9 protein-coding genes are annotated in these 12,830 nt (G+C 38.9%); 3 read left to right on the forward strand and 6 right to left on the reverse strand.

The features are described 5' to 3' along the window. Positions 1 to 295: 295 nt before the first annotated feature. The 3 genes from PXG98_RS13785 to PXG98_RS13795 all read right to left on the reverse strand — a co-directional run bounded on the left by PXG98_RS13785 (position 296) and on the right by PXG98_RS13795 (position 4,632). Entirely contained in the window at positions 296 to 751 is a 456-nt protein-coding gene (locus PXG98_RS13785) for a hypothetical protein (RefSeq protein WP_276391970.1), read from the reverse strand. 151 nt (positions 752 to 902) lie between these two features. Further along, positions 903 to 2,609, reverse strand: a complete 1,707-nt coding sequence (locus tag PXG98_RS13790; protein WP_276391973.1) for an arylsulfatase — start codon at positions 2,607 to 2,609, stop codon at positions 903 to 905. A 22-nt stretch (positions 2,610 to 2,631) separates the two neighbouring features. Next, positions 2,632 to 4,632, reverse strand: coding sequence for a glycoside hydrolase family 127 protein (locus PXG98_RS13795; RefSeq protein WP_276391974.1), 2,001 nt, complete (start codon positions 4,630 to 4,632; stop codon positions 2,632 to 2,634). A gap of 220 nt (positions 4,633 to 4,852) precedes the next feature. Between PXG98_RS13795 and PXG98_RS13800 the strand changes: the two genes are divergently transcribed. After that, entirely contained in the window at positions 4,853 to 5,353 is a 501-nt protein-coding gene (locus tag PXG98_RS13800) for a (2Fe-2S)-binding protein (protein WP_276391975.1), read from the forward strand. Further along, the gene (locus PXG98_RS13805) at positions 5,337 to 7,559 is read left to right on the forward strand and encodes a xanthine dehydrogenase family protein molybdopterin-binding subunit (protein ID WP_276391978.1); all 2,223 of its coding nucleotides are present in this window, start codon (positions 5,337 to 5,339) and stop codon (positions 7,557 to 7,559) included. The genes PXG98_RS13800 and PXG98_RS13805 overlap by 17 nt, the downstream gene beginning before the upstream one ends. 68 nt (positions 7,560 to 7,627) lie before the next feature. Here the strand turns inward: PXG98_RS13805 and PXG98_RS13810 are convergent, their stop codons facing one another. Beyond that, positions 7,628 to 9,238: a sulfatase gene (locus tag PXG98_RS13810; protein WP_276391980.1), complete on the reverse strand. Its 1,611-nt coding sequence runs from the start codon at positions 9,236 to 9,238 to the stop codon at positions 7,628 to 7,630. Then, entirely contained in the window at positions 9,235 to 10,323 is a 1,089-nt protein-coding gene (locus PXG98_RS13815; RefSeq protein WP_276391981.1) for a Gfo/Idh/MocA family protein, read from the reverse strand. The genes PXG98_RS13810 and PXG98_RS13815 overlap by 4 nt, the downstream gene beginning before the upstream one ends. 222 nt (positions 10,324 to 10,545) lie before the next feature. Between PXG98_RS13815 and PXG98_RS13820 the strand changes: the two genes are divergently transcribed. Further along, positions 10,546 to 11,301 carry a hypothetical protein gene (locus PXG98_RS13820; protein WP_276391982.1) on the forward strand — a complete coding sequence of 252 codons (756 nt, stop codon included), beginning with the start codon at positions 10,546 to 10,548 and terminating at the stop codon, positions 11,299 to 11,301. Positions 11,302 to 11,351: 50 nt separating this feature from the next. Here the strand turns inward: PXG98_RS13820 and PXG98_RS13825 are convergent, their stop codons facing one another. Further along, entirely contained in the window at positions 11,352 to 12,788 is a 1,437-nt protein-coding gene (locus PXG98_RS13825) for an MltF family protein (protein WP_276391984.1), read from the reverse strand. Positions 12,789 to 12,830 lie beyond the last annotated feature (42 nt).

Below are 12,830 nucleotides of genomic sequence, written 5' to 3' on the forward strand. Positions count from 1 at the left end.
TTTTGCCCTCTTAAGTTATATTAGTATTTAGCAACATATAGTTCTTGGTTTCCAGATATAATATTTTCGCCTTATTTATATATGAGAAAACAAAGCACTCTGACTAAATTAATGTGCCAAAACCATATAGATTTTTCAGGAAGTTCAATATAAGAATTCTTAAGTGATTAATCAATCCCAAAGCGATATGGTTACATCGATAACATAATTAGAGGAGGTAGTTAAAACAAAATGGCCTTTACACTTTTCCATGTAAAGGCCAAAACAATATTATTGATAAAAGTCTATAAAGCTTTTATGCTTTTATTCTTTTGAATATAAATCGGGTTATAAAAATACCAGTTCCGTCACCTTTTCCGGCATCACTTTCTACACCACTTGTTACAAAACTAAGTTCCCAACCTTGTTCTATCATCGTATTAACTTTAGAAGACAAAAGAGCATCGTTTGAAGCTATATTTTGGAAATTAATACCAGTAGCACTATAGAAGTTTAATATTTTAGTTTCATCAAAGTCATCCACTTTGGCTTCTTTTCTTTTAGACTTGTTTTGTTTTTTACTTTCTACAGTTCTAGAAGAGGTGTATTCCATATAGTCTTTATCTTCCTGATTGGAAATAATACGAGACCTACCCAAACCCATAGGAACCACGGATTCAATACTGGTTACTATTCTATATTCATAGACTTGAGCTTCTACTTCTAGAAACGAAATTACCAAGAAGGCAACAAAAAGGATTTTTTTAAACATGTTTTAGATTTTTTGAAAGTTTAGTGTTAAATATGAAACCATAACATAGTTTGAAGCCAAATATTGTGGTACCTACCAGTATTTTCTCAAGGTTTTCCTACTAATTTTTCTTTTGGATAAGGAATTGATAAACAAATTTTTATAATTAAATCTATCTTCTTGGAATAGGAATTACTTTTGTGCGCTTTGCCCAAACCATCCACCTATCTGAGAGTTCTTTTACCAAGTCCGGATAGTCCTTAGCCAAATCTCTAGTTTCTGTTCTATCCTTTTCCATATCAAATAGCTCCCAATCTGATATGGGTAGTATTTCTGGGGTTTTTTCAAAATGTGTCTTACTTACTTTGGACACAATCTTCCATTTCCCTTTTCGTAAAGCTCTATTGCCTTCATGTTCCCAGTACAACTCTCGCTCATCAATTTCATTGTCCTGAAATAAGGGTGACAAGCTTTGTCCTTCCAATGGGGTTATTACTCTATCATTATATTCTTTAGGGTAAGAGGCTCCGGACACTTCAACACAGGTAGCCATAATATCGATAAGATGGGAAGGTACTCTTTCAAATGAGCCGCCATTGACCTTAATACCATCTGGCCAATGAACAATTAAAGGAGAGGCAATTCCTCCCTCATGCACCCAATGCTTATATTCTCTAAAAGGAGTATTACTGGCATTTGCCCAATTTCTTCCGTAAGCTGTATACCCGTCGGCAGGACCGGGCCAGGCATCCTTCATTTTTTTTACCTGCCTTCCGTCTCGTGTTCTTTCCGGCATACCTTTGGTTTGTAATTCTCCAATTGCCATTGGTTGGAGACTTGTATCTGCTGGTGGAGATGGTTTCCAGCTTAAATCTTCGGCGCAGGCGCCATTGTCTTGCAAAAAGAAAATTAAAGTATTTTCTAGTTCTCCCTTTGTTTTTAGTATATCAATAATCTCACCAATTCCTTGATCCATGATATCTACCATGGCTGCATAAACCTCCATATTGGCAATTTCCCATGCCTTATCTTCCACATCATCGCTCCATGCTTCAATAAGAGAATCTCTTTGGCTTAAACTCCAATTTTTATCAATAACTCCCATTTTCTTCATTTTTTCATATCTGTTATTTCTTAGAACATCCCAGCCTTGATCGTATTTTCCTTTATACTTTTTAACTTCCTGCGCCGGTGCGTGCATCGGCCAATGTGCTGCGGTATAGGGGAGATATAGAAAAAAAGGATTAGAAGACGTATGTTCTTTAATATACTTCACCGCATAATTCGTAAACTCTGTGGTAGCGTAAAAACCTTCTTTTGGAGCTACATATTCATTTTCGAGGGTTAGAGACAGAGGATCATAATAACTACCCGCTCCTGCAATCATCCCAAAAAATCTATCGAAACCTCTTTGTTTTGGCCAGTTTGATTTATCAGGATTTTCAATAACATACGGTGTAATATGCCATTTGCCTGACATATAAGTACTGTATCCGGATTGTTTTAACACCTCCGCAATTGTTACCGCATCCCGACTTAAATCTCCCTGATAGGAATGGGTACCTCTGTTGTATACCATATGGCCCATACCCGCCTGATGAGGGTAAAGCCCGGTTAGCAGGGATGCCCTAGTAGGACAGCAACGAGCCGTATTGTAAAACTGTGTAAATCGGAGTCCGTTCTGAGCCAAGAAATCTAAATTAGGGGTATTTATCTCTCCACCATAGGCACCAATATCTGAAAAGCCCATATCGTCCGCCATAATTAGAATTATGTTCGGTCTACGAGATTCTTGTTGGCCCATAACAGATATGCTGAGAACAAGTAAGAACAGAATGGTAATTCTCATTTTCAAAAAACGACAAAAGAATAGGTTCATAGAGATGGTTTAAAATAGCATATTAATCTGTTTTCATCCAAACCGCCATTGGCCCAATATCCCTATGTGCCCAGGCATAATAGGGAATGGCCGTTATAGTCTTTTGATTTAAGGCGGAGGGACCTCTTAAAACACCAAGGCCACCAAGTATATCCTTGTCATATTTGTATTGGTAATTGGCTGTTTCCGCGATGGATATTTCAAGTATTTTATCATCGTTGTCTGCTGCCTCTATACAATAGACTATAGGTCCTCTTTCAAGCGCCATTTTCCCTTTATTGGCTGTTACAAGATCGTTACTTTTAACTTTTCTAACAGGCATTTCAAAAATTATCTCCAACGTATCATTCTTACTCCATTTTCTTTTGGGAATATCTAGATAACCTTCCTGGGTGTCTACTTCAAAAAGCTCTCCATTTATTCTTAATTCGCAGGCCGGTTTCACATCGTCGGTATAGGTGTATAGGTCGCCATCCATGACCTCGTTCCTATTCCAGCCAGGAATTCTAAGCTTTAGGTTAGCATTAATACCCTTAGCATTATTGAAGCTTACTTCCACTTTTCCGTTCCAAGGATAATTGGTTTTTTGGTTAACAGATAAAACTCCTTCTGCCATTGAGATCTCTGCCGTGTTACTCATATATAGGTTCATATAAACTGCATCTTCATTCACGGCATAAACATAACCCGGTAAGGAAGGTAATATACGCACAATATTCACAGGACAGCACGAACAATCAAACCAGGGGGAACGCCCGCATACGCCTTGATTAAATTTAAAAACTCCATCCGATTCTAGAGGATTAGGATAGAAAAAAGTATTTCCTTCCATGGAGATACCTGCTAAAAAACCATTATATAGGGTTCTTTCAAATACGTCCATATATTTCACGTCCCCACTTCGTAGAAACATTCGATGGTTCCACAACATAAGGGCGATGGCGGCACAGGTTTCTGTATAGGCCGTAGCATTTGGAAGTTCATAAGCAGGACCAAAACCTTCGTATTTAGGTTCGGCCCCAATTCCTCCAGTGAGATATATTTTTTTGTGTACAATATCCTCCCATATCAGCCCTAAAGCCTTATCATAGGAGGTCTCATCAGTAAGCGCTGCAACGTCTGTAGCTCCGGCATAAAAATAACCCGCGCGTACCGCATGTCCAACAGCAGTGCTTTGCTGTTTAAGGGGAAGGTGATCTTGTTGGTATTCTCCTGAATAGTCTCCATCATTCAGATTATGTCCATCGGCATTTCCCCGCTGATCTATAAAGAATTTTGCAAGATCTAGGTATTTTCTCTCCCCAGTCACCCTGTAGAGTTTTACCAGACCAATTTCAATTTCTTGATGTCCTGGGACTCCCATGTTCTTATCCGGCCCAAAAACACGGTCTATTAAATTCGCATTTTTTATAGCCACATCCAGGAGACTACGCTCCCCAGTGGCTTGATAATGTGCCACAGCTGCCTCATACAAATGTCCTACATTATATAGTTCGTGATGCGATACCAATCGAGTCCATCGAACTTCTCCTGCCTTGTCATCTGCTTTGCTTGGGTTAATTGTTCTGTTGGTATATAAATAGCCATCTTCCTCCTGCGCAGTCGCAATTTTAAATATTAATTCATCTAAATACGCTTTTAATTCAGGGTCGTTATGTACTTGCAAAGAATAACTTGCACCTTCTATTACTTTGAACACATCAGAGTCATTAAAAAATATACCTTCGAAATCCCCATCTTCCAGGCCCCCAGCTTTACTAAAATTACTTATACGTCCGGTCTCCTCACATTTTTTAAAATTATACGGAAGGGTAATATTTCTATTTGTTTCTATTCTTGGCGTCCAAAAGGTGTCTTCTATGCTTACATTGGTAAAGGGAACCGGTTGAATAGGATAATCTGAATCTAATAAAGGAGACGTATGTCCTTGATCAATTCCTTCAAAATCTTTTTCTGTATTTAGATTATTGGAAGGGCATCCATAGAGTAAAAAAATAGTCAAAGCGCAGAAAGGAAACTTCATATTCACATATGTTTATATCTTATAAAGCTACTTAATATAAATGTTTTTTGGAAGATAAGGGATTACCAAAATTAATATCCCCAGTACTATATCCTCTTTAAATAGAACTTAAGAACCACAAATAGATTTTAAATGACCCAACGCGATTATAAAATAATTGTGTTAACTTTAAATTATTGAGGTATTCTAATCAACTTATTAAATGAAAAAGCGGTAGTAAATGAACCTAAGTATCAACAAAAAGAACATAGAAGTTGACGTAGATCCATATAAACCTTTATTGTGGGTTATAAGGGAGAATTGCAACTTAACGGGTACCAAGTTTGGTTGTGGAATAGGGCAGTGTGGAGCATGTACCATACAGTTAGATGGGGTCGCAGTCAGATCGTGTTTAACTCCTGCCCAAGCCGCAGAAGGTAAAGAAATAACTACCATTGAAGGTATTGCTCTAAATGAAGATCATATGCACCTCCTTCAGGAGTCATGGATAGAGGAACAGGTTCCGCAATGTGGTTATTGCCAATCTGGGCAACTCATGTCGGCCCATGCCTTACTTTCCAAAAATTCCCATCCATCAGATGCGGATATCGATGAGGCTATGAGCGGAAATATTTGTAGATGTGGTACCTATCCCAGAATACGGAGGGGTATCAAAAGAGCCGCCGAGTTAATGATTTTAGATACAAATGCAAAAAGCAAGAGTCATGGGGAAATGGAGTAGAAGGGCGTTTATATCCCTGGGTGTCTTAAGCGGGGGAGCTTTGGTCTTGGGAATTGCTATCCGACCGGGAAATAGAGCAAAGAAAGTTAAAGGATTTATTGGGAATAAAGACGAAACGGTACTTAATATCTGGGTGAAAATAGCCAGGGACAATACCATTACCGTTATTGTACCCCATGCCGAAATGGGCCAGGGCACGCATACTACCTTAGCCATGATGTTAGCAGATGAGATGGATGCGGATTGGTCTAAGGTAAAAGTAATGGAGGCACCTTCGGATAAGGAATATGCTAATTATGCCTTGGCCAAGGGCTTTATTTTAGAAAATAAAAAATTGCCTTCGTTTTTGACAGATACTTTAAATGGAACGTTCTTAGCGATAACCAAACAAATGGGGCTTCAGATAACCGGTGGAAGCACTTCTGTTCGTTTTACAGGGACCTATGCAATGCGGGTGGCAGGAGCTGCTGTAAAAGAGGTTCTGATGAAGGCAGCCGCGGATCTTTGGAAACTACCCGTGGAAGAATTACAGGCCCAGAAGAGTCATGTATTACATGAGAAGACTAAACAGTCTATACCTTATGCAAGTTTAGCTGAGTCTGCTTTAGAACTTAAGCAAGACGTAAATCCCCGTTTGAAATCTCCAGATGAATATACACTCATGGGAACTTCACCAAAGCGCCTAGACGCACCTTCAAAAGTAAATGGAACGGCATACTTTGGAATAGATGTTAAGCTGCCAAACATGAAATATGCGAGTATCAAAGCATCACCGGTATTTGGGTCTAAACTAAAATCTGTAGATAAGGCAGCAATTAGATCAATGAAAGGCGTACATAAAGTCATTTCATTAGAAACGGCAGTGGCGGTTATTGCGGATAGTTATTGGTTGGCTTCAATTGCTATAAATAAATTACCCATTACATTTGAAGACTCTTCCAAAGCATCTATTTCGCAAAATGATATTTATAAAATGTATTTGGAATGCTTTGAGAAGGCAAATAAAGACGGGGATCAAATAAAAGATGTGTATAAAGGCGATATGGCCAATACCTTCTTAGTCGACGAAAAACAGTTATCAGCTGAATATAGGGTGCCTTTTTTAGCACATGCAACAATGGAACCTATGAACTGCACAGCTCATATGCACGACGGTATTTGTGAGCTTTGGTTAGGTAGTCAGAATCCTTTGGGGTTTGCCAAAAGTGTAGCTGAAGTCTTGGATATTCCTATAGATAAGGTAAAGGTATACAATCAGTATTTGGGTGGTGGGTTTGGAAGAAGGTCTGTACCAGATGTTGCCATACAGGCTGCATTGCTTGCACAAGAAGTGGATTATCCCGTAAAACTAATTTGGTCTAGAGAGGAAGATATAAGGCAAGATCATTACAGAGAAGCCAATATAAGTAGATTTAAAGCTTCGCTAAATCAGGAAGGTATGGTTACCGGCTGGGAGAATCAGTTTATGTTTAAAAACGAACCTGCAGAAGCTCCTCATATTCCTTATGCCATTGAAAATCAGTTTATACATTATACAGAGACCGAAAACCCTATCCCTTGGGGATTTTGGCGCAGCGTAGACTCATCTATGCATGGATTTTTTACAGAATCGTTTATGGATGAGCTTGCCATTAAGGCAAACAAGGATCCATATGAATTTAGAAGAGAACACCTTAAAGATTCTCCAAGACATTTAAAAGTATTAGATCTAGCTGCTGAAAAAGCGAATTGGTCTTCCTCCTTACCTTCCAATTGGGGACGTGGTATCTCTATTCACAAGTCTTTTGGAACTATAGTTGCGCAGGTTGTAGAAGTGGAGATCATAAAAGGAAAAGTAAAAGTGCATCGAGTAGTTTGTGCAGCAGATCCCGGGTATGCTTTTCATCCAGATGGTTTTGTAGCACAGATGGAAAGTGGAATAATCTATGGCCTTACAGCTGCAATTTACGGGGAAATAAATATTGAAAACGGGGCAGTGGTAGAGAGTAATTTTCACGATTACGAGATGCTTCGAATGAACGAATGTCCGATTATTGAAAGTTATATTATTTCCTCGGACAGTTTTCCAGGAGGAGCTGGTGAGCCCAGTACCCCCGGTATTGCACCTGCCCTGACCAATGCAATATTTAGTGCAACGGGTCAAAGAATTAGGGAGTTACCGATTAAAAACTACCAATTAGAAATGTCAAAAGAGGTTATTGGTTAGAATGTTTTTTCTAAGGGATACCCTTAGGAATACCGCCAAAGGTCTGATGGTTCTCAGAACATTTATGTTTAGTCTATAGTAGTCTTACTGTTCCACCAAGTTAAATTAGGTGAATAGGTTTTAGAATACATTTGCTTGCGTTTTAATTCTAGTTCGGGAAGCAGTTTTAGTTGAATATCCTCTCTAAATTCAGTTGCTTTTTTGTTGTCATATAAAGGATCTTCCACTGGGTAAACGGCCTCGACACTTTTTAGCCATTCCCTTAATTCTACCCATAGCTTGCCAGATATATCCTTTTGTACAGAAGTTAAATCTTTCTGTTCCCCGGGATCAGTACTTAAATCATAAAGCTCATTATGATTGTCTTCCCAATAGTGAATAAGCTTCCATTTATCTTTCCTTATTATTGAACTGGGATCTCCCCCCTGATTTCCATAATGTGGATAATGCCAGTACAAAGATCGTTTAGGCATTATAGCTGTCTTTTCTTCCATTAAAGGTTTTAGACTAATACCATCCTTATGCTGTGCAGGAAGTAATGGTAAATTAGCAAGATCTAAAAGAGTAGGATAGAAGTCCGCACCGCTTACTGGATAAGAGATTTCTTTTATTTCCATGTTGGTAGTTTTTATAAAATATGGTTCCCTAATACCTCCTTCCCATTGGTAGCCCTTGCCTCCTCTAAGCGGAGCATTCGAAGTAGAAAAATTATCTCCTGAGGCTACGCCCCCGTTGTCTGAAGTGAATATAACCAGGGTATTATCTTCTAATCCACGGTTTCGAAGTTCATCCAATACTATACCAACCGCCGCATCCATTTGTGATACTAATCCTGCGTAAACCGGATTATCCTGATTCTTTCGAATTGGCAATTTTTTTTCCATTGCAAAACCAATGCTGTCTATTCCCATAGCGATAGCTTTCTCCCTGTACTTAAGCCATTTTTCTTCCGTAGTCTCTAGTGGGCTATGGACGGCGTAAAAGGATAAGAAAGCAAAAAAGGGTTTCTTAGTATTGCCTTTAATAAAGGAAGCAGTTTCTTTTGCCAGGCGAATGGAGAGGTTTTCTCCCTCCACTTTATTTAACAAACTAGGATTTTGCCAAGGCGAAAAATATCCCCCAATGGGACTTCCTTTTTCCCATCCACCAACATTAATGTCAAATCCGTGATCTTCTGGATAGGATCCCTTATTTCCGAGGTGCCATTTTCCTGCAAAAAAAGTTTGATACCCTGCCTCTTTAAATGCCTCCGCCATGGTAACATGATTATGTGGTAAATTGGTTTTATAAGTAGCTGGAAGCATTTTATCATGACGTTTGTATCTTCTCCAATCCTTCCCGCTTTTAGCCCCAATCCAATCTGTAATTTGATGTCTGGCGGTAAACTGTCCAGTAAAAATACTAGCTCTAGACGGGCTACATACTCTGCTGTTCGCGTATCCCTGAGTAAATACAAAGGATTCTGAGGCCAGTCTGTCGATATTAGGGGTCTCGTAAAAGGTGCTTCCCGTGGCTCCTAAATCCTGCATTCCCAAGTCATCTACTAAAATAAAAAGAACATTGGGCCTAACGCTTGCAGTATTTGCCGATTTTGAACTACAGCTACCTAATAAGATGCTAAAAAGGAAAAATATGTATATAGTCGGGGGAAGTAATACCAGTTTTACGGGATTATTCATAATTTAATAGCACAGTTCTCAGCTGCCGATTTATATATGGCTTCTACGACTCGAATGTCTCTTAGACCCTCTTCTCCAGGTACTATAGGCGCAGTATTATTCAAAACAGCCAAGGCATCTTCATCCATTTGTTTTGCCTGCTGACTCCTTAATGGGTAATTTATTATTGTGCCGTTAGACATGCTTCCCTTGTTTCCTCCATAAGAAGAATGAGGTTCCATCTTAAGCCATCCATTTTCATAATTAACCTGCAAGTAGTTCATCTGTATACCAAAACTTGTGTGGCAGGCAGCTTTGGCACCACTTGGAAAATCAAGTTGAAACATCATGGTCTCTTCTACCTCATGATAGATTTCTGGCCTCGTCGTGGAAGCCTGGGCCAGAACAGAAATAGGCTCCTCTCCAGTAGCCAGTCTTGCACCCTGTAGGGCATAAACACCCATATCCCCCATAGCACCGCCTCCTAGAGCCTTATTCTGTTTCCAATGATTAGATCTGCCATCAAAATAACCAGCAGCAGAAGTAATCATTTTTACCTTGCCAAATGGCTTTTCTTTCGCTACTTTCATATAGGCCTGTATATTGGGATCGTGCTGACAGCGGTACCCAATAGATAGTTTTACCCTATTGTCTCTACAAGCTTTAATCATGGCTTCACAATCTGCCACCGAAGGTGCCATTGGTTTTTCACACCAGATATGTTTGCCTGCATTGGCACCCCTTATCGTATACTCAGCATGCATCGAAGGGGGTAAAACAACATAGATAATATCAATATCCGGATTGTTGGCAAGCTTGTCAAAATTTGTATAATTGTATACATTCTTATCTTTAATACCATACTTCTCCTGCCAAATCGGTATTTTCTGTGGACTTCCTGTGACTATACCTCTTAGTTCGCAGTTCTCTGTTAATTGCAAGGCTGGTGCTAAAAGATCCGTACTATAATAGCCGAGGCCTACGAGGGCTACCCCCAGTTTCCTTTGTTGTGCCCAAGAAAAAGGTCTCAGAATACTAGGTGCGAGAAGGGCAGTGCTGGAAGCTATTCCAGTTTTTTTAAGGAATTCTCTTCTTGTTTTTTTCATACTTTGTTGTATAGGTAAAAATTACAATAAGAATTCTAATAAAGCAATTCCTTTCCAGAGGCTTTTTATAACTATTATCTAAAAAACCAGCTGGCACGGCATTTGGGTTATGGATAATTAGTTCTTCTATGACTTTGTATATCAGTAATTTATGTCTTGTAAACTAGCCGTATTTCACAATTTTTAATTAAATTTAAGGGAATAACCAAAACCATATTTAAAATGAAAAATTTATTAGTAATTGCTGCTATTTTACTTTTTAGCGGCACCCTTGTAGGCCAGGTGGCCTATGTGCAGTTTCGAACGGTTAAAGATGGGAAACAAAACGAGTTTGTCACTAAAGAAACCAAGTATTGGTCTAAAGTAGCCAAAAAAGCTATAGACAAAGGATTAATGACAGGTTGGTCCTTATGGCGGAAGGTAGGAATTACCGAACGAGGGGCGCCTAACTATGTCATTATGAATACCTTTGCAAGTGCCGAAAGCATTGATCAAAGTGCAATTTGGTCAGCAGAAAACTTGGAGGCCATGGGGGTTTCTCCTGGCATGGTGCAGACTAATGACATTGCTCCCACCGCATTTGATTATTGGCTTAAGATCGAAGATATGATTCCTGGAGAGAATAAATATGTGGTGGTAAACTATGCGCGACCTAAAAATCTTGGAGGTTTTATTTCTGAGAATAAAAGTTTGTGGAAGCCACTGCATGCTAAAACCATTAAATCAGGAGAGGCCGGAATGACCGGCTGGGGGATGATGTCGGTAATCCATCCAAAAGGGAATATGTCGAGATTCTCTGTATTGACCTGGGACGGATTTGGAAAAATGTCTGATGTTATGAATTATCTGAGTTATCAAGACAGTTATAATGAGGACTGGCAAAGGGTGATTTCTAAATCCAAGATGAACGAATATTTACCAGATGGCTTTAATTACAGCATCGCTTATGAACTTGTAATGGGACTTGAATCCGAGTAATAGAATCCTTGTAAAAAATAAGAGGTCCGGACTAACCGGACCTTTTTTTTCTATTCCTCCTCGTAAAATTGAACGTAATGATCAAAACGATCAAATATCTCAATGATATAATTATACGTTTCCATTCCTCTGACATAGCCATGACTAACTTCCGGCAGGTTATAATTAACCGGATCGCTTAAAGCTAATATCATCTGATCTACATGGCCATCCCAAACCAAAGGATCCATATTTTTCGATACAGCCAATTTTTGTGCATCCCGAAGGTGATAATAGCCGCAATTATAAGCAGCAAGGGTAAATTTTAAACGTTGAAGAGAATCGGGAATATCCTCAAAATCTGTGTATATCTTTTGAAGATAGTTCGTTCCGGCTCTAATATTTTCTGCTGGATCTAATCTGTTTTTCACACCTAATTCTTCTGCCGTTGCGGGCATCATTTGCATAAGTCCGGCTGCACCTTTATTTGAATTCGAGTCATTTTTAAATCTAGACTCCTGATAGACTAATGCCGCTAAAAGCCGCCAATCCATGCCAACACGTTCTGCATTGTCCTTTATAATATCGTCATAAGGACTAATTTGCTCTTGGTTTAGACTATAAAAATCACTCCGGGCTCTACTTCTAAAGCTGCCTTTGTTTTTAAAATATTTATTGTATATCACCCGATATTCATAACTCTCTCTCCCTTGATTTATCCAACTATTTATAGTATCCAACAACTTAGGAGAGCTGGGTCTTACAGCCCAGGCTATCCTTTGTGAAAAACTCACTGGTACTTCTGTATCCAGATAGGGAAAATAAGATGCGTTGATATCGGCAATGTTCTTATCAGCAATTGTAAATTTTATTTTTTCCTCATCCACCATTTTTATTATTTCGGCAGTGGAGTACTTCCCCTCTAAGGTGTCTATTATTATATCTCCCCCCATTTCTTCCGAAAGGTTTAACAAACGCTTAAAGTAAGAACTATTTTCCCTAACCGAAACAGTATCTCCAATGAGCTCTAGCGGATCTTGCACAAGCTGAGAATTAATTTGGTCCAAAGTAAGACTTCGCCAATTTTTAGGTTTCTTTTGTACTAAAACCTGTTTAGTTACATATAGATAATCTGTAAAGGCTATCTTTTTTTTGCGTTCAGCTGTAATCGCCAAACCATACGCTACTAAATCAACATCACCTTTTGATAAATGGCTTATGAGAGAGTCTAAGTTTTTGGAGACTTTTAATTCCAATTCTACCTTTAAATGCTCGGCTAATTTTTGAAGGAGCTCATATTCAAATCCCATTGGCTTGCCTTTATAAAGAAAATAGCTTGTGCCGCTATAGGCAAGAATGGCTTTTAATTTTCCATCTTCGATTATGGCGTTTAAGTCGCGCTGTAATTCTACCTCTTTATGTAATTTAACTGATTTTTTCTTCTCAGGCGAGTCACAGCCAAGCAGCAAAACACATAAAATTACTATGATACCTAATTTACCTTTCATCTAGTTTAATCCTTCTTTTGAAAAAGATAACATCAAAAGGAG

The sequence above is a fragment of the Eudoraea chungangensis genome, from assembly GCF_029360665.1.
In the GTDB taxonomy this organism is placed as follows: domain Bacteria; phylum Bacteroidota; class Bacteroidia; order Flavobacteriales; family Flavobacteriaceae; genus Eudoraea; species Eudoraea chungangensis.

What these genes read in the sequence shown, in the direction of transcription:
- PXG98_RS13825 (WP_276391984.1), bottom strand. Translation starts at nt 12,788, where the DNA reads ATGAAAGGTAAATTAGGTATCATAGTAATTTTATGTGTTTTGCTGCTT.
- PXG98_RS13815 (WP_276391981.1), bottom strand. Translation starts at nt 10,323, where the DNA reads ATGAAAAAAACAAGAAGAGAATTCCTTAAAAAAACTGGAATAGCTTCC.
- PXG98_RS13810 (WP_276391980.1), bottom strand. Translation starts at nt 9,238, where the DNA reads ATGAATAATCCCGTAAAACTGGTATTACTTCCCCCGACTATATACATA.
- PXG98_RS13820 (WP_276391982.1), top strand. Translation starts at nt 10,546, where the DNA reads ATGAAAAATTTATTAGTAATTGCTGCTATTTTACTTTTTAGCGGCACC.
- PXG98_RS13795 (WP_276391974.1), bottom strand. Translation starts at nt 4,632, where the DNA reads ATGAAGTTTCCTTTCTGCGCTTTGACTATTTTTTTACTCTATGGATGC.
- PXG98_RS13805 (WP_276391978.1), top strand. Translation starts at nt 5,337, where the DNA reads ATGGGGAAATGGAGTAGAAGGGCGTTTATATCCCTGGGTGTCTTAAGC.
- PXG98_RS13790 (WP_276391973.1), bottom strand. Translation starts at nt 2,609, where the DNA reads ATGAACCTATTCTTTTGTCGTTTTTTGAAAATGAGAATTACCATTCTG.
- PXG98_RS13800 (WP_276391975.1), top strand. Translation starts at nt 4,853, where the DNA reads ATGAACCTAAGTATCAACAAAAAGAACATAGAAGTTGACGTAGATCCA.
- PXG98_RS13785 (WP_276391970.1), bottom strand. Translation starts at nt 751, where the DNA reads ATGTTTAAAAAAATCCTTTTTGTTGCCTTCTTGGTAATTTCGTTTCTA.